Genomic DNA, 23606 nt, shown 5'->3' with positions numbered 1-23606 from the left:
GGGAACCCTGGACAAGGTCAGTCGTGAGATCGCCCGGTTTGACAACGCGGCATGGCCGAAGTCAACGCTCGGGCGGCGGTTTTCCGCTTTGCGTTCGGGCGCGGCGCTCGCTACTCAGCCTGCGTCAGCCGGAAGAGAGACCGCGATGCGTATGAAGCCCAAAATCCTGTTCGCGGTCACCGGACAGGAATTCGTGCGGAACTACTTCTCCACGGCCGCCCTGGCCGCGCTCGAGGCCGAGGCCGACGTGACCTTCCTGGTTTCGGACAGGCTGACCGATCCCGCTCCGGTCACCTCGGGGAACCGCAAGGTGCTGTTCTTCAGGTCGGACCCGCGCAAGACCAAGGCGCAGATGAACATCTACAAGGTGCTCATGTGGCGGTTCCGGCACCTGTCGAGCACCTTCCGGTTCCGCGCGGACCGGATCTTCGCGCCAAAACGGGCCTATCAGCCATGGCGCCCCGACACGATCTTGAAGAATTTCGACGCGTTTCGCGAACGGCTGGGGATCGCCTATCGTCGCCTGAGACTGCGGATCCTCGGCTCGCGGCTTGTCTTCCCGCTCTACCGCCGGATGTTCATCGATACGCTCAAGCCATCGCCCGACATCGCCGCCGCCTTCGCCCAGGTGCGGCCCGATCTGCTGGTCGCGCCGTCCAACGCCTACGAGCCCGACGGCAACGAGATGATCCTCCAGGCCCAGAAGGACGGCGTGCCGAGCCTCTTCCTGATCGACAACTGGGACAATCTCTCGAGCAAGGCGGTCCTGATGCAGCGCCCCGACCACCTGGCGGTCTGGGGCGAACAGACATTGGGCCACGCGACCGACATCCAGTCCTACGACGCGGCCGACGTGACCATTCTCGGCACACCGCGCTTCGATGCCTATTTCGAGGCACGCGATACCGAGCTTCCGTCGCCTTTCGACCACCCCTACATCCTTTTTCTCGGCACCTCCCTCGCCTTCGACGAGGTCGAGGCGCTCAAGCATATCGATGCGATCATGTCGGCGGACCCCGTCCGTTGGCAGGGCGTCAAGCTGGTGTATCGCCCGCACCCCTGGCGCCAGAGCCGCGACACCATCGCCGATACCCGGCTCGAGAACGTCATCCTCGATCCCCAGCTCGCGGACAGGCACCTGACCGGGGAACGACACACGGGGTTCCAGCCCGATCTGTCCTGGTACCCCCGTCTCCTCGCCAATGCCGAGTTCACCCTGGGCGGGCTTACCTCCATGCTGATCGAGGCGACGATCTTCGGAAAACAGTTCGTCGCGTTGACCTATGACGACGGAAAACACGTGACGAACCAGAAGACGGTGCTGGAACGCTCCGAGCATTTCCGCGGGGTCGAGCGTATCCACACCGTTTCGTTCTGCCGCGAGAAATCGGACGTGGAACCCCTGATGCGGGCCGCCTGGGACGGACGCAAGACCATCGACCGCGACCGGGTCGACAGGGAACGAAACTACATCCTGTTTCACGACGGCAAGGCCTATGACCGGAGGCTTGCCGAGCTCTGCGCGAGCTTGCTCGAAGAATGAGGCGTGTAGACCGCCCCGCTGGGGCTCTGCCCGGGCGGATGATGCGCCGGCGACGGCGGGGCGGCGATCACTTGCGCCGCAGGTGTGCCTCGACCAACTCGATGTCGTCCAGGGTGTCGATGGACACATGCACGTCTTCGATCACGACGGCGCCTGTGTCCGGCCCCATGATCGAGCCGTGGTGCAACAGGCAATCGCGCGTGAACGCGTAGGCCACGCCATTCCGGTGGTAGACCGGCGAAAGCTGCTGGCGCGCGATGATGCCGGCGCCGCGCGGATCGAAGAAGGACATCCGCCCGTCGTCCACCGACAGCTGCTTGAGCGGATGGTATTTCAGGTCCGTGGGCGACACCGTCCAGACGGCATCATGGCCGCCCTCGACGAGCTTCACGACCGTGTCGCGCACGTTGGCCGCCGTGCGAAGCGGCGAGGTCGGTTGCAGCATGACCACGATGTCGTAGCGGCAATCGTCGATCCGCTCCATCTCGATCAGGGCGTGGTGCAGCACCTCCCAATCGCCGACGCGGTCGCCGGACAACGCCTCGGGCCGGCGAAACGGAGCGGCGAGGCCGTGGGCCTCGGCCTCGGCCGCGATGCCCTCGTGATCGGTCGAGACCACGCTTCGGTCGATCTCGGGCACGGCGGCGGCGACAGCGGCCGCGTGCGCGACGAGCGAACGGCCTCCGACCTCGCGCAGGTTCTTGAGCGGAATGCCCTTCGAGCCGCCCCGGGCCGGCACGACGGCAAGGACGCGGCGCCCACCGATCATTGCGTCAGGACCTCCCGGAGCTCGTCGAGCGCGTAGAGCCGGCAACCGGAGAGCCGGTCGCCCACCGCGAAGAAGCGCGCGCCACACTCGGCGGCGCTGTCGCGGTCGTCCTCGCCGTCGCCGACAACGACGATGCGTCCGGGCGCCACGCCGTGTTCGCCGATCAGACGGCGAAGCGTCTCCGGTTTCGTCGCCGGGCGGCCGTGCAACCCGTCGAAGTGATGCGCCCATCCGCGCGCGTCCACGATCCTCTCCAGCGAGACAAGCGGGGTGGCGGAGCTGACGCGCAGATCCGCCCCCAATCCGCGCAGGGTTTCAAGAAGCACGGTCGCGCCCGGCATCTCGGGCGCGACCGTCACGCGATCATCGACAAGACGCGTATAGTCCTCCGCGATCCGGGCCCCTTCCGCTTCGGGCAGGCCGAGAAGGGCGGCGAAGCGATCGGCCACGGTGTAGCGGTCCGCGCCGGGAATGGCGCGGGCGTCGCGCATCGCTTCGGGACCGCCGGAATACCGGGCCGCGATGACGTCATATCCCTCGGATTTGATGGCGTTCGACTCCACGAGCGTGCCGTCGAAATCGAAAACAACGATATCGCACCCGAGCGTCATCGTGCCTTGAGTGCCTCGTTCAGCTGGAAGCGACCCCAGTGGTCGACGACCGTCTTGCGCTCGGAATGTTCCAGCCGGTTGATCGCCGGATCCCGGTAGACGGAGTCGCCGCGATGGGCGGTCGTGGAGATCTCCTCGAAGATGCAGCCGCCTTCGGTCCAGAAGCGATGCCAGACGCCCGGCCGCACCGTAAGCGTGTCACCCGGAACCAGCGTGCGCACCTGGCCGTCGAGCTCGATGCTGAGATCGCCGTAGACCACGAGGAAGGTTTCCTCCTTCAGCTTGTGGTAATGCAGCGGATGCGACTGTCCGGGAAGCTGGACAAGGATCTTCTTGGCGTATTCGCGGTTGACCACTGTGATCAGGACGGCGCCCACCTCGTTGAAGCGCTCCACCCCGTAGTGATGCGAATACTCCGTGGTGAAATCGTGGTTCAGGGGGACCCGTGCCTTCGTCAGCAACGCCTTCACCTCGTGCACGGCGCGTTTCAGCACCGCCTCGCGCCCGCGCTCGGGGACAGAGACCGCCTCGGGCGTCAGGGGCGCGTCGGCCGCGATCGCGGCGGTGGCCACCATGCCATCCGTCCATGCGCCCGAGGCCAGCTGCCCCTCGCGCCGCGGGAATGCGAAATAGACGTCCTCGGCCCGGATCGCCTGCCCCTTCTCGATGGGACCGCGCGCGAAGATGCCACGCGCAAGCCCGTCGATTGCCTCGGCCTCCTCGGGGCGGGGTGCGCCGCGGGAATGGCTGCCGATGATCGTCCGCGCGCGTGTCCAGGCGGCCAGCCAGTCGCGCGTCTCATCGGGTGTCGCGGAATAAGCGTTGAGCGTGATGTCGTCGGTCGGCACGCCGACGTGACGCTCGAACATCTCGGCGCCCAGCGCCTGTGCGAGGCCAACATGGACGGTATCGGCGGGGTTCTCGTGGGTCGACCAGCCGATCACGACGCCGCGGTAACGTTCCTTGAACTCGGCGATGTTGCCGAGATTGCAGGCGTCGTCCGGCGTCGGGTAGATCGACACGCAATGCATCAGCGCGAAGTCGCAGGCGCGGTGCTGCAGGAAGCTGTAGAGCGCGTCCACCTCCTGGATGGTGAGCCCGCCAGTCGACGCGATCACCGGCAGGCCGGAGGCGGCCACGCGCTCGAGCAGCGGCCAGTCGGCGGCCGAGCAACTCGCGACCTTGATGATGTCGAAGCCCATGCGCTCGATCTGGGCGACCGAGGCCTCGTCGAAAGGCGTGCACATGGCCAGCATGCCCTGCGCGCGCACTTCGGCCAGCATCTCCTCGTAGGCCTTCCAGGGCAGGCGCGTCGAAAGGAACCGCGGCACGTGCTTGTTGGTCGAGGATTTCTGGTCGTCGGGGTGAACGAAGTCAGGCAGATCGCGGAACTGGAACTTCATCGCGGCGCGCACGCCGGCCTCGGCCACCGCCGCTCCATGCTCGCGGATGACCCGTTTGCCGTGCTCGACATCGCCCTGGTGGTTGTTGGCGAGATCGAGAACGAAGAGGTCGCGGAAATCGAAGTTGTTTTCGGTCATTCCTGCCTCACTCCGTCGATAGGGCTTCCGGGCGGCAGCCCTTTTCATGGTCGATGCGCACGCGCCGGCCGGTCCGGTCGCTCAGGTGCGCCGCCGCGATCACCAGCATCGTCTCCAGCCCGCGGTCGAGCGAGATCGGGCTGTCCGCCCCGCTATCGAGGCAGGCGTCGATGTGGGACAACTCGCGGATGAAGTCGTCGGGCCGTGTCTTGGAGACATCGAAGGTCTCGGGCGTCTTGCCGTCCATGGCCTCGACAACCCGGTCGATGCCCGGTTCGGCGCCACACTGCCATTCCACGAAACCGCCCTCGAACTGCAGGCGGGCGGACTTCCGGGTCGGCTTCGTCACCACGTCCTGCGTGCACTGGCCGATCAGGCCGCTTTCCGTCTCGAGGTGCATCGCGCACAGCCGGTCGTAGTCGACGCGCCCGTCGCGCACCCAGTCCATCCGAGCCGAGACCGCGGTGACCCGGCCCGCGCCGATCTGGTGGGCGAAATACTGCCACAGGTTGATCGCGTGGGAATGCTCGCCACTGGCGCCGCCACCGCGGGCAGAGAAGCCGAGGTAAGTCTCCCAAGGGCCCGCAAGCCAGGGATGGGCCGAGAAGATGCCGCCCCAGTACTCGCGGAAATCGACGTCGAGCGTCATGATCTGCCCGAAATCCCCGGAGGTCCCGCGCGCGCCCGCGCGTTCCGCCGCCGCGCCGACGACGTGATCGTATCCGGTGAAGGCCCGCACGCCTGCATCCTTCGCCGCCTGCCGCAGCTTCTCCGCCCCTTCGAGGCCAGGTCCGCACAACGGTTTTTCGACGAGGATCGCGGCCGGTTTCTCCTCCAGCGATGCGAGGGCGAGGTCCATGTGCACATCGGGCGGCGTCCCGATGCAGATCAGGTCGAACCCGCCTTTCGGCGCCTCTTCGGGAGTGCAGAGCGTGATCGCCTCGTCCCAGGCCCCATAGCGCGATGGATAGATCTCTTCCCTTGTCCGCGCGAGCGCACCGGGGTCGATGTCGCAGATCGTGACGGACCAGCCGAGCCGTCGTGACGCGTTCGCCAGGTGATTGCCGATCGATCCCGCCCCGAAGATCTTTACGTTTCCGATCATTTGAGGACTGCCCCCGCGCCTTGCCTATTGGCGTCCCTGCTACTTGAACGCGCCTCTCGCTTCCAGATCAAACTTCGGACCGAAGCCCCATCGGCAGGCGCCGGCAAAAAAGCGAAACGACGGCCTTCGGCCTTTCCGGGTGCCCCCGCACGAGCCCGCGTCATTCCCCGTTCGCGGCTCTTTCCCGCAAGGGCCTCGGGACCTGCGCACCACGGCGACAGATCCCTCGGAACCCGCCGCGATGCCGTGACGATGGCCGGACCCAAGTGGGCAACGGACGGTCCCCGCGATCGGGGAAGGTCGGGCGTGGCTCCGTCCGCCTTACGTCCACTTCGCGACAGGCGGCAGGCTCATCAGGACCGCGTTTGCGTCGTGTCCCGTCTCCAGCCCGAATTTCGTCCCCCGGTCGTAGACCAGGTTGTACTCGGCATAGAGCCCACGGTGCACCAGCTGTGCCTCGCGGTCGGCCTCGGTCCATTCGGTATGACGGCGCTTTTCCACGCAGGGCACGAATGCGGGCAGGAAGGCGCGCCCCACGTCCTGGGTAAAGGCGAAGTCCGCGTCCCAGTCGCCGGTGTTCAGATCGTCGTAGAATATGCCGCCCACGCCGCGGGCGCGGTGGCGGTGGGGAACGTAGAAGTACTCGTCCGCCCAGGCCTTGAACCGGTCGTAGTAGTCGGGCTGATGGCGGTCGCAATGGTCCTTGAGGACGGCATGGAAATGCGCCGTGTCCTCCTCGTACTCGATCGCGGGGTTGAGGTCCGAGCCGCCGCCGAACCACCACGCCACGGGGGTCCAGAACATGCGCGTGTTCATGTGGACGGCCGGCGCGTGCGGGTTGCGCATGTGGGCGACCAGGCTGATGCCCGAGGCCCAGAAGGTCGGGTCATCCTTCAGCCCCGACAGGTCCTTGCGCGCCGCCATCGCCTGCACCGCGCGGTCGCCGAGCTGGCCGTATACCGTGGAGACGTTGACGCCCACCTTCTCGAAGACGCGGCCACCGCGCATCACGCTCATCAGGCCGCCGCCCGCGTCCGAGCCGTCGTCCGAGTGGCGCCGCGTCTCGCTCACCTCGAACCGGCCTGCGGGCAAATCGCCACCCTGGGTGTCCTCCAGCGCCTCGAAGGCGGCGACGATCTCGTCGCGCAGCGTGCGGAACCAGGCGGACGCGCGGGATTTGCGGTCGTCGAATATGTCCTTCATGGCCGGAACTCCTCGGTCTCTTTGCCTTTCGTTACCACCTGGAGGCGAGGGATGCCACGCGGACAATCGTCGCTCTCGCGGCATGTGGCCGCGTCCCGGGGCGACCGGCGTTGCAACCGGACGTCACATGGAGAAATGCGGCGAAAGGCCGATTTCGGCAGTGGATTTCCGATGCCGTTTTGCCTAAGGTGCCGCAAGAAAGCCGCGACAGACGGCACACATAGGCAGGAACGAGCAGTTTCGTGACCACCACACGTTTCACGACCGCCCTCTTTGGGCTGATCCTCGTCGTGTGCCTGGCCCTCGCGGGTCCGGTGCGGGCAGCCCCTTATGCCGCCATGGTGATGGATGCGCGCACCGGCGAGGTGCTGCATTCGCGCAACGCCGACACGCGGCTGCACCCCGCCTCGCTGACCAAGATGATGACGCTCTACATCGCCTTCGAGGCGGTGCGCCTGGGCGAGATCGATCTCGACACCGAGGTGCGCATATCGGCAAACGCCGCGGCCGAGCCGCCTTCGGAACTCGGTCTGCGCGCAGGCTCCACGATCCGCTTCCGCTTCCTCATCCGCGCGGCCGCGATCCGGTCGGCGAACGACGCGGCGACCGCCATCGGCGAAGCGATCGAGGGCTCGGAGGCCGCCTTTGCCCGCCGGATGAACCGCACCGCGCGGGCGCTCGGCATGACGCGGACGACCTTCCGCAACGCCCATGGCCTGACCGAGGAAGGGCACCTCTCGACCGCACGGGACATGACGATCCTGGGGCGGAGGCTCGTTTACGACTACCCGCAGTACTACAACATCTTCTCCCGCCGCGAGGACAACGCCGGGATCGCGACGGTCCGCAACACGAACCGCGCCGTCCTCAACGCCTATGCCGGCGCCGACGGGATCAAGACCGGCTACACCCGCGCGGCCGGGTTCAACCTTGTCTCCTCGGCCCAGCGCGGGCAGGTGCGGATCATCGCCACGGTGTTCGGCGGACGATCGGCCGCGTGGCGAAACCAGCGGATCATGGAACTTCTCGACATGGGCTTCGCCCGTGCGCCGGCGAACGCGACGATCCGCGCGCCGGGCCTTCCCACCTATGACAACGAGGATCCCGTCGACACCGACGATCCGGCCTCCGGCCTCGTGGCGCGCAGTCTGCGCCCCGTTCAGCGCCCCCTGCCCGCCCCGCCGCCCGAACTGATCGCGGCCATAGGCGAGGCGGTCGGCGAAGCCGTGGGCGAGGCCCTGACGGCCGCGGAAACCGCGTCCGCCTCGGCCGCGCCGGTTCAACGGTCGATCACGCCTGCCCCGCGCCCCTCCGCCATCGCGCCCGAAGCCGTGGCCGAGGCGCTGACCCAGGCGCTGGAGCCCGCGGAGGACGAACTGACGGCGGCACTGGATTCCTCCGACCCCGACCGAATGCCACTGCCGCGCCCCGGGCCGGAGTCGGCGGTCGTCGTTCCGCCGCGCCCATTGCCGGCGCAACCCGAGGTCGTCACCCGCGCCTCCTCGACCGGATCGCGGCTTTTCGGCGTGTCGCTGGGGCGTCAGCCTTCGCATCACGCGGCAGAGCGTCTTCTCCTGCAGACGGCGCTGGCGGAACTCGGCACGTTCGACGAGGCGCTGCGCCGCGTCGTCCAGCGCAACGGCGGATACGAGGCGCGCTTTGCCGGCATGACCGAGGAGCAGGCCGCCCGCGCCTGCGCCCGCCTCTCGGCTCGCAACATGTCATGCGAGACCTTCGGCCCCTGACCAAGTGACGGTGACGTTTGGTTTCTGGAAGGCGGGGCGGAGTTCCCGGGAACTCCGGTGCGCTCAGATCTTCGGGTGGTCGTCGTAGTCGTCGCTGAGAATGCGGTTCGCGTCGCCCTCGGGGTCCTCGAACTGGCCGCGCTTCAGCATCCAGAAGAACGCCGCGAGGCCGACAAGCCCGAGAAACAGGCTGACCGGGATGAGGATGCCGAGGACGTCCATTCGTCTCTCACTTCAGCCGCAGGGCATTGAGCGAGACCGTAATGGAAGACATCGACATGGCCAAGGCCGCGATCAGCGGCGTGGCAAGCCCGGCGATGGCCAGAGGCACAGCCAGCACGTTGTAGACCGTGGCGATGGTGAAATTCTCGCGGATGCGGCGCGCGGCCGAACCCGAGGTCGTGATCGCGTCGGCGATGGGGGCGAGGCTGCGGCCCATCAGGACCATGTCGGAGGCCGTCCGCGCGGCATCGAGCGCCGAGGCAGGCGAGATCGAGACATGCGCGGCGGCAAGCGCAGCCGTGTCGTTAAGCCCGTCGCCGACCATGAGAACCTTTGCGCCGCCCGCCGACAGATCGCCGACCAGCGCGGCCTTCTCGGCCGGAAGCGCCTCGGCGATGACCTCGTCGATGCCGATGCGGGAGGCGAAGCTCTCGACCGCGCCCCTGGTGTCGCCCGAGATCAGGATCACGCGCTTGCCGCCCGCCTTCAGGGCCGCGACGGTCTCGGCCGCGCCCTCGCGCAGCGTGTCGGTGAAGCGGAAGGTCAGGGGCGCGCCCTCGCCGATCTTCAGGAAGGTCGCCGTCACGTCCGGCGCCTCCGCGCCGAGCCACGCGGCGCGGCCAAGGCGCACGGTCTCGCCCCGCCAGATGCCCTCGACCCCGTAGCCCGGAACCTCGCTCGCGTCGATCACGCGCGCGGGGCGCAGACCCCGGGCGCGCAGACCCTTCGCCAGCGCCTCGGCCAGCGGGTGGGAGGAACTCTCGGCCAGCGCCAGAGCGACGCGCAGCGCCTCCTCCGGGAGATCGTCGAGGGCCACGGGCTCGGGCGCGCCTGTGGTCAGGGTGCCCGTCTTGTCGAAGACGACGGTATCGGCCTCGGACAGGCGTTCGAGCGCGGTACCGTCCTTGATCAGAAGGCCCTTGCGGAAGAGCCGGCCGGAGGCGGCCGTCGTCACCGCGGGCACGGCGAGGCCCAGCGCGCAGGGGCAGGTGATGATGAGAACCGCCGCCGCGATGTTCAGCGCGATGCGCAGATCCTGCGTGTAGAGCCACCAGCCGACGGCGGCGGCTACGGACAGGATATGAACCCCCGGCGCGTAGAGCTTCGCGGCCTGATCGGCGAGAGAGTTGTAGTTCGCGCGACCGGACTCGGCCACCGCGACGAGGTCCGCGATACGGTGGAGCGAGGTGTCGCGGCCCGCCGCCTTCACCTCGATCATCAGGGGTCCGGTGAGGTTCACCTCGCCCGCGCTGACGGCCGTGCCGGGGCCCGCGTAGACGGGCAGGCTCTCGCCCGTCATCAGCGACCGGTCGAGCTCGGAGGTGCCCTCGGTCACGATCCCGTCGACGGGGATGCGCCCGCCGGGCTTCACCCGCACGATGTCGCCCACCGCGAGGTCGGCGGCGGCCACCGTCTCCTCGCCCGAGGCCGTGATGCGGAGCGCGCGCGGCACCTCCAGCGCGGCCAGTTCCTGCGCGGCCGACCGCGCGGAGGCCCGCGTGCGGTGATCGAGATAACGCCCGCCCAGAAGGAAGAAGCACAGCATGATCGCCGCGTCGAAATAGGCGTGATGCCCCGACATGATCGTCTCGTAGAGCGAGGTGCCCACCGCGAGCAGGATCGCCAGCGAGATCGGGACGTCCATGTTCAGCCGACGCCCCCTGAGCGCACCGAGCGCGGAGACGTAGAAGGGTTGTCCGGCGAAGATGACCGCCGGGATCGCAATGGCCGCGCTGATCCAGTGCATCATGTCGCGGGTCACGCCCTCGGCCCCCGACCAGACGGCGACCGACAGGAGCATGACGTTCATCATCGCGAAAAACGCGACGGCCAGGCGCATCAGGAGGTCGCGTCCCTGCCGGTCCATGGCGGTCGTGGCAAGCGTGCCGGGATCGAGTTCGTGCGCCTCGTAGCCCGCGCGGTCGAGGACCTGGGTCAGGGTCTCCGCCGTGACTTCGGGCCCTGCCTCCACCGCCGCGCGGCGCAGCGTCAGGTTCACCCGCGCCGAGCGGACGCCCGGCACGGCGCTCAGCGCCTTCTCGACCCCCGAGATGCAGCCCGCGCAGTGGATGCCCGGCAGCGACAGCATGAGCGTCGCGTCCTTCGGCAACTCGGCCAGGTGCTCGGCCGCCGGGGCGACGTTGCAGGCCGCGCAGACACCGGGCCTTGCCCGTTCCGCGTGTTCCAGTGCGCCGTGCTCGAAGGTGGCGGTCATGATGGGCGGGCCCTCCGGCGGCCTAGCCGCGAAGCTGGAACGTGATGTTGTGGCGATAGTCCGTGCCGTCGCGCGCCGTCCCCGTCAGGCGCAGACGCCAGCGCCCCTCGCTGACCTCGACGGGCGCGGTCAGCGTCCCGTTCGGTCCTCGATCCAGAACAAGGATCTGATCCTCGGTCTGGTTCGTCGGCCGGGTCAGGAGAGCGTTGAGCTCGGCCGGGTAGACCGGGCGTCCGGCGTCGTCCACCAGCGTCAGGACCAGCGTGTCGCCCTCGATGGCGACCGAGGCGTTCCAGCCCAGCGCCTGCTGCGCGAAACGGCGGTCATCGAAGGTCTGGCTGTCGGCATAGCTCGACGAGACCTCCATGCCGGGGAAGGTCGAGATGGCGTTGTAGGCCATGAACACATTGACCCCGATGATGATGCCGAAGCCGACGACGAAGATGGCGAGGACCTTTCGGCCGGTCAGTTCGCGGCGCGGCGCAGGCGCCTCGGTCTCGCTGCTCATTCCAGATCCCTCCCGAAGAATGTGGTGTCCTGATAGGTGCGCGTTTCGGTGCTCAGGTCCTCGACCCAGAACCTGAAATTCGTCAGGTTTTCGTCCGCCGCCGCGCTGCCCGCGGGTGCGATGACGTAGACCCGTTGCAGAAGCGTGCTGTCGACAGGAACCTCGACGGTGTTGTTCTCCTGTCCCTCGAGCTCGATCTGCAGCGGCTGGTCGGAGACGAGCGTGATCTCGAAGACGCTGTTCTCGTGGGTCATGTTCCGGATCCGCACATCGTAGGTGTTGCGGATCGACCCGTCCGACAGCATCACGAATTGCGGGTTGCGGACCGGCGCGACGGTCACGTCGATGTCCGAGCGGATGAACAGCAGAACCGTCAGGCCGACGCCGATCGCCGACCACAGAACGGTGTAGATGATCGTGCGCAGGCGGAAGATGTGCTTCCACACGGATTTCTTCTGATTGCCCGCGCGCTCGTTCGCCTCGTCGGTCAGCGCCATGTAGTCGATCAGGCCGCGCGGCTTGCCGACCTTGGCCATGATGTCGTCGCAGGCGTCGATGCACAGTGCGCAGGTGATGCATTCCAGCTGCTGGCCGTCGCGGATGTCGATGCCCACGGGGCAGACGTTCACGCAGGCGTTGCAGTCGATGCAGTCGCCGAGGTTCTCGCGGTCCTTGCCCTTGCCACGCGGTTCACCCCGCCAGTCGCGATAGGCGACCGTGATCGTGTCCTCGTCCATCATCGCGGCCTGGATGCGCGGCCAGGGGCACATGTAGATGCAGACCTGCTCGCGCATGAAGCCGCCGAAGACGAAGGTGGTGAAGGTCAGGATGCCGATCGTGGTGTAGGCGACAAAGGCCGCCTGCCCCGTGACAAGCTGTATGAAGAGCGTCGGGGCATCGGCGAAGTAGAAGACCCAGGCGCCGCCGGTGGCCACCGCGATCAGGAGCCAGACGATGTATTTCGTCAGGCGCAGGCGGATCTTGTGAAAATCCCAGCCCTGCCGCCAGAGCCTGAGACGCGCGTTTCGGTCCCCCTCGATCCAGCGTTCCACGGTGAAAAAGAGATCGGTCCAGACCGTCTGCGGGCAGGAATAGCCGCACCACACGCGACCCAGCGCCGAGGTGAAGAGAAACAGGCCGAGGCCCGCCATGATCAGGAGACCCGCGACGAAGTAGAATTCGTGCGGCCAGATCTCGATCCAGAAAAAGAAGAAGCGCCGGCCGCCGAGATCCAGAAGCACCGCCTGGTCGGGCAGGTTCGGGCCGCGGTCCCAGCGAATCCAGGGCGTGACATAGTAGATGCCCAGCGTGACGATCATGATGACCCATTTGAGGTTCCGGAACCGGCCCGAGACACGCTTGGGAAAAACGGGCTCACGGGAGGCATAGAGCTTTTGCGGCTCTTCGGTGGCACTCATGTCGGAATCACTCTTTCGATCTGATCGTCACTGTTCTGCGCCCGATGGGTTTAGGACGCGGGGGGCGCTTGCTCCTTGACGTGGATCAACCCCCCGGAGGAGAAAATTGTCTTTGCCAACCATGGGCCTGCGGCGCTTGCGCACAGGGCGCAGCCCGGCGCCGGCAACATAAAAAAAGGCGCCCCCGCGGGTGGGGGCGCCTTCCAGCCGGGCGGAGTATGGGTGGGGCAGCTTCCTGCCCGGCCGGGTCCTGTCTCAGGCGTTGGGATCGACGAGGCCGCGCGTGATGGCCTCGTCGCGGGCGATCCAGTACTCGTCGTGGTAGGTATCGACCGGGTGGCCAGAGCCCGGAGGCGCTTCGGAGTACTGCGCCATGTTGTTCATGTGGTTGAGGAGTTGCTGGTCCTCGAAACCGGCCATCCAGCCGGTGTATTCCTCGTAGATGCCGGGGTTGTTCATTTCCCACTGGCCGCTGACCCAGTCAACGCCGCCAGCTGCGGCGAACTCGGTCGTGATCTCCTGGTCGGTGAGCTGCGTGTCCACGTCCCCGGAGAGATCCGACACACCGCCCGACACGACCCCCATCGTCGCCATCCCGAGGCCGACGATACCGGCCGTAAGGACGACCCAGTCCACCGTCACTGCGCCGCTCTCGGCACTGACAAAAACCGCAACACGCTTCATCGCATGATCCCTCGTAAACAATTTTTCTGCGAGGGAAACTGCTGCCCGATCGCGGTCGCATCGGGACCGGCTGACGACCGAAAATAATCAAATCCGGGGAATTTTTCGGCATGGCCCAGGGTTTCCGCCGCATTTCAGCCACGGCGAAAAACTCAAAAACCCGGCGCTGGCCGGGCTCGGGAGGTCTCTGGATTGAGGAGGAAGGTAGGCACCGGTCCCGTAGGAAACGCGCGAACAGGACCGGGACCGGTGCCGATCCGGCGACCGGGAGGGGTCGCCGGATTCTTGGGGCGGGGGCCTACTGGCCGCCGCCAAGCGAGTGGACGTAGACCGCGACCGAGCGGACCTCGGCCTCGGAGAGGCGCCCGACCTCGGAGGCGTCGGCCGACCACGGCGGCATCACGCCGAAGCGGGCATTGCGCACCGTGTACTCGATCGCATCCTCCGATCCGCCATAGAGCCAGATCGCGTCCGTCAGGTTGGGCGCTCCCAGGAACTGGTCGCCTGTCCCGTCGTCCATGTGGCAGGCGGCGCAGTTGTCGTAGAAGACCTGCCCCCCGAGCTCGACCAGCGCGCCGTCATGCTCCTGCCCCGAGATGTTGCGGACGTATTGCACGACCGCGCCGATCTCTTCCTCGGTCAGGATGCCCTCGAACGCGGTCATCTCGGAATACCGGGCGTTCAGATCGTCCTCGTTCCGGATGCCGTGGCTGATGGTGTAATGCACCTCGTCGATGGTGCCGCCCCAGAGCCAGTCGTCGTCGAGCAGGTTCGGATAGCCCGAGGCCTGGACCCCCGCTGCGCCCGAGCCGTGACACTGAGAGCACCACGTCGCGAAGGTCGCGGCACCGCCCTGGATCGCGTAGTTGTAGAGATCCGGGTTGTCGGTCGGGTTGATCGCGGCAAGCTCGACCTCGGTGATCCGCTGACGGATGTCGGCGTTCATGTCGTCGAAGCGCTGGATCTCGTCGGCCACGTTGGCCCGCGTCGAGAAACCGAGCATGCCGGGCGTCGCCCCGTTGATCAGCGGCCAGGCGGGATAGAGCACCGTGTAGCCGATCCCCCAGACGATGCAGGCGTAGAAGGTCCACAGCCACCAACGCGGAAGGGGGTTGTTGAACTCCTTGATGCCGTCCCAGGAATGGCCGGTGGTATCCGGATCACCCTCCATGAGGACTTGCTCCTCGGGGTGCTTGTTCTTGTCTTCGGTCATTGCCGCGCCTCCTTGAACTGGCGGGTCATGGCAGGCTCGTCGTCCCCGGCCGGCCGGTCGTCATAGCGGAACGGGATGTTCGCGGTGTCGCGGTGCACCTGCCGGCTGCCGGGTCGCAGCGTGAACAGGATCACTCCGAGGAAGCTCAGGAGGAGGAACATCATCCCCCAGCTTCCCGCGAAGACCCGCATGATGGTGTAGGTGTCTTCCATCGTTCAGGTCCTCCCTTACCGGCTCGCCAGAGCTTCGTCTTCGGAGAAGGTCGAGAAGTCGACCAGCGTTCCGAGCATCTGGAGATAGGACACGAGCGCGTCCATCTCGGTTACCGCGGGGTTGCCGTCGAAGTCCCGCTGCTGCGCACCGGGGTAGCGTTCGACCACACCACTGTCACCGAAGTCCGTCGCCTGCTGCACGAAGTCGAAACGCGCCTCGGCGATCATCTCGTCGGTGTAGGGCACGCCCACGATACGGTGCGTCCGCATCAGGTCGGCGATGTATTCGCCGTCGATCTCGGCATTGGCGAGATACCCGTAGGAGGGCATCACCGACTCCGGGACCACCGATTGCGGATTGCGCAGGTGATCGACGTGCCACTCGTCCGAGTAGCGGCCGCCCACGCGGGCGAGGTCCGGACCCGTCCGCTTGGAGCCCCACTGGAACGGATGGTCGTACTGGCTTTCGGCCGCGAGCGAGTAGTGCCCGTAGCGTTCCACCTCGTCCCGCATGGGCCGGATCATCTGGGAGTGGCAGACATAGCAGCCCTCCCGGATGTAGATCTCCCGGCCGGCGAGCTCGAGCGGGGAGTAGGGGCGCATGCCCTCCACGTCCTCGATCGTGTTCTCCAGGTAGAACAGCGGGGCGATTTCCACGATGCCACCCACGGTGACGACCAGGAAGCTGAGCGCCAGAAGGAGGGTCGCGTTGGTTTCGATCTTCTTGTGACCGTCGAGGTTAGCCATCTGTCAGGCCCTCCTTATTCTGCCGGTGCCGCGACGGGCGCGTCCTTGCGGACCTCGCCTTTCTTCACGGTCATCCAGAGGTTCCAGGCCATGATCAGCGAACCGGTGAGGAACAGGACCCCGCCCAGGCCACGGACCACGTACATCGGGAATTTCGCGGCGACGGTGTCGGCGAAGGAGTTCACGAGGAAGCCCTGCGCGTCGACTTCACGCCACATCAGGCCTTCCATGATCCCCGTCACCCACATCGAGGCGGCGTAGAGCACGATGCCGATGGTCGCGAGCCAGTAGTGCCACGAGACGGCCTTGAGGCTGTAGAGGCGCTGCTTGTTCCACAGTTTCGGGAACAGGTAGTAGAGCATCCCGAAGGTGATCATCCCGTTCCAGCCGAGCGCACCGGAGTGCACGTGGCCGATGGTCCAGTCGGTGTAGTGCGACAGCGAGTTGACCGCGCGGATCGACATCATCGGGCCTTCGAAGGTCGACATGCCGTAGAACGCGACGGAGGTCACCATCATCCGCAGGATCGGGTCGGTCCGAAGCTTGTCCCATGCCCCCGAGAGGGTCATCAGGCCGTTGATCATGCCACCCCAGGAGGGCATCCACAGCACGACCGAGAACACCATGCCGAGCGTCGAGGCCCAGTCGGGGAGCGCGGTGTAGTGCAGGTGGTGCGGACCGGCCCAGATGTACAGGAAGATCAGCGCCCAGAAGTGGATGATCGACAGCTTGTAGCTGTAGACCGGCCGCTCGGCCTGTTTCGGGATGAAGTAGTACATCATGCCGAGGAAGCCGGCGGTCAGGAAGAAGCCCACCGCGTTGTGGCCATACCACCACTGCGTCATCGCGCCCTGCACGCCCGACATCACCGGAACCGAAGAGGAGCCGAAGATCGAGACGGGGATCTGCAGGTTGTTGACGACATGGAGCATCGCGACGGTGACGATGAAGCTCAGCAGGAACCAGTTCGCGACGTAGATGTGCGGCTCTTTTCGCTTGAGGAGCGTGCCCATGTAGACGGCGAGGAACGCAACCCAGACGATCGTCAGCCACAGGTCCACCAGCCATTCGGGCTCGGCGTATTCCTGGCCCTGCGTCGAGCCCAGAAGGTAGCCGGTCGCCGCCATGACGATGAAGAGCTGGTAGCCCCAGAACACGAACCACGTCAGCCCGCCGCCCCACAGACGTGCCGCGGACGTCCGCTGCACGATGTAGAACGAAGCCGCCAGAAGCGCGTTGCCCCCGAAGGCGAAGATCACCGCCGAGGTATGGAGGGGACGAAGCCGCCCGAAGTTGAGATAGCCCTGCGCCCACTCGAAGTTGAGCACGGGAAAGGCCAGCTGGAAGGCGATCGTGACACCGACCAGGAAGCCTACGACGCCCCAGAAGGCGGTGGCGATCGCGGCGGCCCGAACCGGACCGTCCATGTATTCGTTGGCCGGTGCCGGCACCCTGGGCTCGCCCGTGCGGCGCAGCTGCCACAAGAACACGCCACCCGCCGACGCCATGATGAGCAGGGCGTGGACGAGATAGGCCGCGTCCCTTGCGTAGTTGGCGGCGATCGCGGCACACACCACGACGACGCCAAGGATCGCTAGCTTCAGGTAATCAAGCATTGATCGTCCCTTCGTCATGCTCCGGTTCCGACGGGCCCACTACGACTCGGGCTCAGCCATCCAGAGCTGTTCCATCTGCCTCCACATCGCGGATGACGAATGGCCGGGCATTGATCCATGTCAAAACCTGAGGTTGAGTGCTTGACGCAGGTCAAGGTGCCGCAGACCGCCTCATCCTATCAGTGTCCGGAAAGGCACCGAGGAGGGTTCAATGGCCTACAAGAGCATTCTCACGATCCTGACCGAAACCGACGACGCCGAACCGGTTCTGGACGCTGCGATCAGCGTGGCAGACGCGGCCGGAGCGCATCTCGACGTTCTGTGTATCGGAATCGACCGTACCCAGACGGGTTACTATTTCGCCGGAGCCACGGCCTTGATGCTGGAGGAAACCCTCGCCCAGGCGCAGGCGGAGGCCGGCCGGATCGAGACGATTGCCCGCGAGCGTCTTGGCCGGGCATCCATCAGCTGGGGCGTGGAGGCGATGGTGGCGCAGTCCGCCAGCGTGACCACCATCGTCGCGCGCAGGGCCCGCTTCTCGGACCTCGTGGTGCTGCCCAAGCCCTACGGCGAAGACCTTCCGGCCGACGCCCCGGTGGTCGTCGAGGCCGCCATGTTCCAGGGCCACGCCCCGGTGATCGTGCTGGCCGAGGGCGCCCCCCCCGTCCTGACCCCGGAGACCGTGGTCATCGCCTGGAACGACTCTCCCGAAGCGCTGGCCGCGGTGCGCCGTGCCTTGCCGCTTCTCGTTGCGGCCAAGAAGGTCTCGATCTGCATCGTCGCGCCCGAGCGGCACGGGTCCGAAACGGCCGATCCCGGCGCCGAGCTGTCGAAGATGCTGACCCGCCACGGCGCGAACGTGGAGGTCTGCCTTCAGCCCCAGACCCTGCCGCGCGTCAGCGAGGTGATCGCCCGGCATGTCGAGGACATCGATGCCGATCTCCTGGTGATGGGCGCCTACGGCCATTCCCGCTTCCGCGAGGCGATCCTGGGCGGCGCGACACGCAACATGCTCGAGCATGCGAAGGTGCCGGTCTTCATGGCCCACTGACGCGGAAGGGCTTGAAAACAAAGAGCGCCCCGAACCCATCGCGGTTCGGGGCGCTTCTATTGAGCGGGCCGGGCAAGGACGAACCCATCCGGCATGGCGTTGGGACGGAGCGCCCCTAGCTGAGGATGCCGCCGTCGGCGTCGTCGCCCGTCTCGTCCATGAGCAGGTCGAAGTCCGGGATGACGATGTGCCGTTTGCCTTCCAGCCGGATCACGCCGTCCCTCTTCAGCCCCGACATCTGCCGGCTGACAGTCTCGAGCGTGAGGCCGAGGTAGTCGGCCATCGCTTCCCGCGTCAGGGGCAGATCGAAGGCCACATCGCCGTGGCCGCTGTTGTTGAAGGTGGCATCGCGCCTGGCAATGATGGACAGGAAACTCGCGATTTTCTCGCGCGCCGTCTTGCGGCCGAGAAGCAGCATCCACTCCCGCGCCGCGTCAAGCTCGTCGAGCGTCATCTCGAGGAGACGCTGCGCGATGTGCGGCGTATCGTCCATCATGTCGAGAAACGGAACCCGGCGGAAACAGCACAGCTGCAGATCGGTCGTCGCCGTGACGTCGTAGGCGACCGATTCGCGGTTCGGACGGCCGAGAAAATCGGAGGGCAGAAGCAGGCCGACCATCTGCCGGCGACCGTCTTCCATGGTCTGGGTCAGGGATGCGACGCCGTGCACCACCGAGGCGACGAAATCCATCTTGTCGCCTGCCCAGATGATGGTTTGTCCAGCTTCGTAACTCCTGTAATATTTGATGGCCTCAAGTTTTTCGAGTTCATCTGTTTCACAACGCGCACAAACCGCACGATGACGGATCGGGCAGTCGGCGCATTGCGATTGCGGGAAGGCGAGCTGCTTGCTGGACATGGAGAGCTCCTCCGGCCGGGATGGCTGGCCCCGTTTGATCCACATCAAAGTGAGGGCGCGCGTTCTACTCCAAGTAGTATCTTAATGGAGCATCTTGCGCAACTTCGCAGGCTCGGACTCTTCGATGCCAAGGTACCGCGGTATACCAGTTATCCGCCGGCCACCAAGTTCTCGAACGACGTCACGGGTGCTGTCTTCCGCGACTGGGTCAGCGCGATCCCCGAGGGGTCGGCGATCTCGGTCTACATGCATGTGCCGTTCTGCCGGAGGCTCTGCTGGTTCTGTGCCTGTCGAACGCAGGGCACCCGGTCGGACGCGCCCGTGAACGCCTATGTGGATAGCCTCAGGCAGGAGGTCGCGAACCTCGCTGCCATCCTGCCCGAAGGCGTGCGCATCGCGCGCCTGCACTGGGGCGGGGGCACGCCGACGCTGCTCAGGCCGGAACAGATGCACAGCCTCGCGGACACGATCCTCGAAGCCATGCCGCTTGCCCGTGGCGCCGAGTTCTCGGTCGAGATCGACCCGAACGAAATCGATGAGGCCCGCCTTGATGCGTTGGCCGCTATCGGCATGAACCGCGCCTCGATCGGGGTGCAGGATTTCGACGAGGACATCCAGAAGACGATCGGCCGGATCCAGGGCTACGAGGTTACGCGCGAAACGGTCGAGGCCCTGCGCGCCCATGGCATCCGCTCGCTCAACGCGGATATCCTTTATGGTCTGCCGCACCAGAACCAGGCCCGCATGGCCGAGAGCGTGCAGATGCTGCTTTCGCTCTCTCCCGACCGGGTCGCGCTCTATGGCTATGCGCATGTGCCGTGGATGGCCAAGCGCCAGGCGATGATCCCGACGGACGCGCTTCCGAGCCCCGAGGAACGTCTGCACCTGTTCCACACGGCACGGCGGCTGTTCCTGTGGGACGGCTACCAGGAAATCGGCATCGACCATTTCGCGCGGCCCTCCGACTCGATGGCCGTGGCCGCGCGCTCGGGTCACCTGCGGCGGAATTTCCAGGGCTACACCGACGACACCTGCGATGTGCTGATCGGTCTTGGCGCGAGTGCCATTTCGCGTTTCCCGCAGGGCTTCGCCCAGAATGCCAGCGGCACCGCGCAATACCAGGCTTCCGTCCGCGAGGGCCAGATGGCCACGGGCCGTGGACACATCTTCAAGGGCGAAGATCACTGGCGCGGCCGGATGATCGAGATGCTCCTGTGCGATTTCGCGATCGAGTCTGCGCCTCTCATCGCTGAGTATGGCGTGGACGAGTTGACGCTGCGCCGGCTCTACCGGAGCGTAGACGAAGCCTTCCCCGGCATGACGCGCACCACGCAAAACGGTTTCGAGATCACCGAGGAGGGGCGTCCGCTCGCCCGGATGATCGCGCGGGCATTCGACGGCTACGAGATGCGTGCCGAAGGGCATTCCGCGGCCTTCTGAGCCACCTGCCCCGCCCGTCTGCCCTCAGGCCGCGTTCCCGGGCGTCTGGCCGAATGCCGCGCGCATCAGTTCCCGCGTGTATTCGTGGCGCGGATTGCGGAACAGGTCCTCCGCGTCGCCGGTTTCGACGACATCGCCCTGCTTCATCACGATGACCTTGTGGCTCAGCGCGCGCACCACCTTCAGGTCGTGACTGATGAACAGATACGCGAGCCCGTGATCGGCCTGCAGCCGGCGCAGAAGCTCCACGATCTGCACCTGCACCGTCATGTCGAGGGCGCTGGTCGGCTCGTCCAGCACGACGAGTTTCGGCCGCAGGATCATCGCGCGCGCGATCGCGATGCGCTGACGCTGCCCACCCGAGAACTCGTGGGGATAGCGGTCCATCATGCGCGGGTCGAGGCCCACTTCCTGAAGGATGTCGGCCACGAGCCGGCGCCGCTCGCCGCGCGCGATGCCATGCACGGCTAGACCCTCGGAGACGATCTGCTCGACGGTCATCCGGGGGCTGAGACTGCCGTAGGGATCCTGGAAGACGACCTGCATCTCGCGCCGGACGCCGCGCAATTCACGCGACTTCAGCCCCTGGATGTTGCGCCCCATGAAGACGACCGGCCCCTGCGAGGAGATGAGGCGCAGCACGGCCAGCGCCAGCGTGGTCTTGCCCGACCCGCTCTCGCCGACGATGCCGAGCGTCTCGCCCGACCGGACCTGCACGCTGGCGGCGTTCACGGCCTTCACATGGCCCACCGTGCGCCGCATCAACCCGCGCTGAATCGGGAACCAGACCCGCAGGGCATCCGTCGAAACGATCTCCCGAGCACCTGCGGGGACGGGCTTCGGCGTCCCGGCAGGTTCGGCCGCGAGGAGTTTCTGGGTATAGGGATGGCGCGGATCGTCGAAGATCGTCGCCGTCTTGCCCTGCTCCACGATCAGCCCGTCCTTCATGACGCAGACGCGGTCGGCGATGCGCCGGACGATGCCGAGGTCATGGGTGATGAACAGAAGGCTCATGCCGAGGTCGCGCTTCAGTTCGGCCAGAAGCTCGAGGATCTGCGCCTGGATCGTCACATCGAGCGCGGTGGTGGGTTCGTCCGCGATCAGGAGCTTGGGGTCGTTGGCAAGCGCCATGGCGATCATCACGCGCTGCCGCTGCCCGCCCGACAACTGGTGGGGATAGGCGCCCAGGCGGCTTTCGGGGTCGCGGATGCCGACGCGGTTGAGGAGTTCGATGATACGGTCGCGCGCCGCCTGCCCGGTCAGGCCCTGGTGCAGCGCGAGGCTTTCCGCGATCTGTTTTTCCAGGGTGTGCAGCGGGTTCAGCGACGTCATCGGCTCCTGGAAGATGAAGCTGATGTCGTTGCCCCGGATGCCGCGCAGTTCCGCCTCGGCGGCGCCGACCATCTCCTGGCCTTCGTACCGCACCGACCCGCCGATCTCGGCCGCTTCGGGCAGGAGCGATACGGTCGAGAGCGCGGTCACCGACTTGCCGGAGCCAGACTCGCCGACCAGCGCGACGGTTTCGCCACGGCCGACCGTGAAGGTCACACCGCGCACGGCGCGGCTTGCCGAGGCGCCCTGGCGGAAGTCGATGGTGAGGTTGCGCACGTCGAGGATCGGATCGCTCATTTCGTGCCCCCCGCTTCGAGCGCGCCCGCATCGCCCGTATCCTCCGCCACGGCCGGGCCGCTGAAGGTCTTGCGCGGGTCGAACGCGTCGCGGACGCCTTCGAACACGAAGACCAGAAGCGACAGCATGATCGCGAAGGTGAAGAAGGCGGTGAAGGCCAGCCACGGCGCGTCGAGGTTGTTCTTGGCCTGCAGCGTCATCTCGCCCAGTGACGGTGCCGCCGAAGGCAGCCCGAAGCCGAGGAAGTCGAGCGAGGCGAGCGCGCCGATCGTCCCCGTCACGATGAACGGCAGGAAGGTCAGCGTCGCAACCATGGCATTCGGCAGCACATGGCGGAACATGATCGTGCCGTTGCCGACGCCGAGAGCGCGGGCCGCGCGGACGTATTCGTAGTTTCGCGCCCGCAGGAATTCCGCACGCACCACCCCCACGAGGCCCGTCCAGCCGAAGAGCACCATCAGGAACACCAGCAGCCAGAAATCCATCGTGAAGATCGCGGATATGATGATGATGATGTAGAGGCTCGGGGTGGAGTTCCAGATCTCGATGATCCGCTGGAAGATCAGGTCGAGAAGGCCGCCGTAATACCCTTGAGCCGCACCGGCCGCGATGCCGATGACCGACGTGAGAAACGTCACCACCAGCGCGAAGCTGACCGAGAGGCGGAAGCCGTAGATGACGCGTGCCAGCACGTCGCGTGCGGTGTCATCGGTGCCCAGCCAGTGGTCGGCATCCGGCGGCGAGGGGGCCGCCCGGCCGAGGTCGTTCACCGTGTTGTAGCTGTACGGGATGAGCGGCCAGACGATCCAGCCCGCCTCCACCGCCTCTCCGTTGAAACTGCCGGTTTCCTGCACCTCGGCGATCACCGCCTCGGGGTCGTCCCAGCAATCCTCCAGGCCGCCCGACACGATGAGGCATTGCACCTCGATATCCCGGTAGACGGCCTCGGTCCGGAAATCGCCGCCGAATTCCGTCTCCGGGTAGAAGTTCCAGATCGGCGTGTAGTACCCACCCTGGTACTGGACCAGGAGCGGTTTCTCATTGGAGATGACCTCGGCAAAGAGGCTGAGGCCGTAAAGGACCGCGAAGATCCAGAGCGACCAGTAGGCGCGGCGGTTGGCCTTGAAGTTCTGCCAGCGGCGGCGGTTCAGCGGCGACAGCCAGCCCTGCCGCGGCGGCGGCGCCACCTGGGGCGGCGTCGGCCTCAGGCCCGGCTCGGGATCGATCGGGGGCCTGGCCGGGTGGATGGGATCCTCGTCGCGCAGCGCCATCGCC

21 protein-coding genes are annotated in these 23606 nt (G+C 66.4%); 4 read left to right on the top strand and 17 right to left on the bottom strand.

The window, feature by feature from the left end:
- Positions 1 to 145: 145 nt before the first annotated feature.
- Positions 146 to 1543: a hypothetical protein gene (locus N8I71_RS15040; protein ID WP_262878826.1), complete on the top strand. Its 1398-nt coding sequence runs from the start codon at positions 146 to 148 to the stop codon at positions 1541 to 1543.
- 67 nt (positions 1544 to 1610) lie between these two features.
- Here the strand turns inward: N8I71_RS15040 and N8I71_RS15035 are convergent, their stop codons facing one another.
- From N8I71_RS15035 to hemF, 5 genes are all read right to left on the bottom strand, one after another.
- A complete protein-coding gene (locus N8I71_RS15035; RefSeq protein WP_262878825.1) occupies positions 1611 to 2312 on the bottom strand; it encodes an acylneuraminate cytidylyltransferase family protein in 702 nt (233 codons plus the stop codon).
- On the bottom strand, positions 2309 to 2923 hold the full coding sequence (locus N8I71_RS15030) for an HAD family hydrolase (protein WP_262878824.1): 615 nt from the start codon (positions 2921 to 2923) through the stop codon (positions 2309 to 2311). The genes N8I71_RS15035 and N8I71_RS15030 overlap by 4 nt, the downstream gene beginning before the upstream one ends.
- Positions 2920 to 4464, bottom strand: coding sequence for an N-acetylneuraminate synthase family protein (locus N8I71_RS15025; protein WP_262878823.1), 1545 nt, complete (start codon positions 4462 to 4464; stop codon positions 2920 to 2922). The genes N8I71_RS15030 and N8I71_RS15025 overlap by 4 nt, the downstream gene beginning before the upstream one ends.
- A 7-nt stretch (positions 4465 to 4471) precedes the next feature.
- Entirely contained in the window at positions 4472 to 5569 is a 1098-nt protein-coding gene (locus N8I71_RS15020; RefSeq protein ID WP_262878822.1) for a Gfo/Idh/MocA family protein, read from the bottom strand.
- A gap of 321 nt (positions 5570 to 5890) precedes the next feature.
- Complete coding sequence (gene hemF, locus N8I71_RS15015) at positions 5891 to 6772, bottom strand: oxygen-dependent coproporphyrinogen oxidase (RefSeq protein WP_262878821.1); 882 nt, start codon at positions 6770 to 6772, stop codon at positions 5891 to 5893.
- Positions 6773 to 7110: 338 nt separating this feature from the next.
- Here hemF and N8I71_RS15010 point away from each other — a divergent pair, with 338 nt between their 5' ends.
- Positions 7111 to 8517, top strand: a complete 1407-nt coding sequence (locus tag N8I71_RS15010; RefSeq protein WP_262878856.1) for a D-alanyl-D-alanine carboxypeptidase family protein — start codon at positions 7111 to 7113, stop codon at positions 8515 to 8517.
- Positions 8518 to 8580: 63 nt separating this feature from the next.
- Here the strand turns inward: N8I71_RS15010 and ccoS are convergent, their stop codons facing one another.
- From ccoS to ccoN, 9 genes are all read right to left on the bottom strand, one after another.
- A complete protein-coding gene (gene ccoS, locus N8I71_RS15005) occupies positions 8581 to 8739 on the bottom strand; it encodes a cbb3-type cytochrome oxidase assembly protein CcoS (protein WP_262878820.1) in 159 nt (52 codons plus the stop codon).
- 7 nt (positions 8740 to 8746) lie between these two features.
- On the bottom strand, positions 8747 to 10954 hold the full coding sequence (locus N8I71_RS15000) for a heavy metal translocating P-type ATPase (protein WP_262878819.1): 2208 nt from the start codon (positions 10952 to 10954) through the stop codon (positions 8747 to 8749).
- A 22-nt stretch (positions 10955 to 10976) separates the two neighbouring features.
- Positions 10977 to 11462 (bottom strand): FixH family protein, encoded by a 486-nt coding sequence (locus N8I71_RS14995; protein ID WP_262878818.1) that lies wholly within the window; start codon positions 11460 to 11462, stop codon positions 10977 to 10979.
- Positions 11459 to 12880: a cytochrome c oxidase accessory protein CcoG gene (gene ccoG, locus N8I71_RS14990; protein ID WP_262878817.1), complete on the bottom strand. Its 1422-nt coding sequence runs from the start codon at positions 12878 to 12880 to the stop codon at positions 11459 to 11461. Before ccoG ends, N8I71_RS14995 begins: the two co-directional genes overlap by 4 nt.
- A gap of 255 nt (positions 12881 to 13135) precedes the next feature.
- Positions 13136 to 13564: a hypothetical protein gene (locus tag N8I71_RS14985; RefSeq protein WP_262878816.1), complete on the bottom strand. Its 429-nt coding sequence runs from the start codon at positions 13562 to 13564 to the stop codon at positions 13136 to 13138.
- A gap of 298 nt (positions 13565 to 13862) precedes the next feature.
- Positions 13863 to 14777 carry a cytochrome-c oxidase, cbb3-type subunit III gene (gene ccoP, locus N8I71_RS14980; protein ID WP_262878815.1) on the bottom strand — a complete coding sequence of 305 codons (915 nt, stop codon included), beginning with the start codon at positions 14775 to 14777 and terminating at the stop codon, positions 13863 to 13865.
- A complete protein-coding gene (locus N8I71_RS14975) occupies positions 14774 to 14989 on the bottom strand; it encodes a cbb3-type cytochrome c oxidase subunit 3 (protein ID WP_262878814.1) in 216 nt (71 codons plus the stop codon). The genes ccoP and N8I71_RS14975 overlap by 4 nt, the downstream gene beginning before the upstream one ends.
- A gap of 15 nt (positions 14990 to 15004) precedes the next feature.
- Positions 15005 to 15736: a cytochrome-c oxidase, cbb3-type subunit II gene (gene ccoO, locus N8I71_RS14970; protein ID WP_262878813.1), complete on the bottom strand. Its 732-nt coding sequence runs from the start codon at positions 15734 to 15736 to the stop codon at positions 15005 to 15007.
- A gap of 14 nt (positions 15737 to 15750) precedes the next feature.
- Positions 15751 to 17352, bottom strand: coding sequence for a cytochrome-c oxidase, cbb3-type subunit I (gene ccoN, locus N8I71_RS14965; protein ID WP_262878812.1), 1602 nt, complete (start codon positions 17350 to 17352; stop codon positions 15751 to 15753).
- Positions 17353 to 17563: 211 nt separating this feature from the next.
- Between ccoN and N8I71_RS14960 the strand changes: the two genes are divergently transcribed.
- Positions 17564 to 18403 carry a universal stress protein gene (locus tag N8I71_RS14960; protein ID WP_262878811.1) on the top strand — a complete coding sequence of 280 codons (840 nt, stop codon included), beginning with the start codon at positions 17564 to 17566 and terminating at the stop codon, positions 18401 to 18403.
- A 115-nt stretch (positions 18404 to 18518) separates the two neighbouring features.
- Here N8I71_RS14960 and fnrL read toward each other — a convergent pair whose 3' ends face one another.
- Positions 18519 to 19262: a transcriptional regulator FnrL gene (gene fnrL / locus N8I71_RS14955; RefSeq protein WP_262878810.1), complete on the bottom strand. Its 744-nt coding sequence runs from the start codon at positions 19260 to 19262 to the stop codon at positions 18519 to 18521.
- 84 nt (positions 19263 to 19346) lie between these two features.
- Between fnrL and hemN the strand changes: the two genes are divergently transcribed.
- Complete coding sequence (hemN, locus tag N8I71_RS14950; RefSeq protein WP_262878809.1) at positions 19347 to 20702, top strand: oxygen-independent coproporphyrinogen III oxidase; 1356 nt, start codon at positions 19347 to 19349, stop codon at positions 20700 to 20702.
- 24 nt (positions 20703 to 20726) lie between these two features.
- Here the strand turns inward: hemN and N8I71_RS14945 are convergent, their stop codons facing one another.
- Positions 20727 to 22331, bottom strand: coding sequence for an ABC transporter ATP-binding protein (locus N8I71_RS14945; RefSeq protein WP_262878808.1), 1605 nt, complete (start codon positions 22329 to 22331; stop codon positions 20727 to 20729).
- Complete coding sequence (locus N8I71_RS14940; RefSeq protein ID WP_262878807.1) at positions 22328 to 23602, bottom strand: ABC transporter permease; 1275 nt, start codon at positions 23600 to 23602, stop codon at positions 22328 to 22330. Before N8I71_RS14940 ends, N8I71_RS14945 begins: the two co-directional genes overlap by 4 nt.
- Positions 23603 to 23606 lie beyond the last annotated feature (4 nt).

The sequence above is a fragment of the Roseicyclus sediminis genome (genome assembly GCF_025515305.1).
In the GTDB taxonomy this organism is placed as follows: domain Bacteria; phylum Pseudomonadota; class Alphaproteobacteria; order Rhodobacterales; family Rhodobacteraceae; genus Roseibacterium; species Roseibacterium sediminis.
Note: the sequence above shows the minus strand (reverse complement) of the source record. Positions and strands in the feature narration are given on the sequence as shown.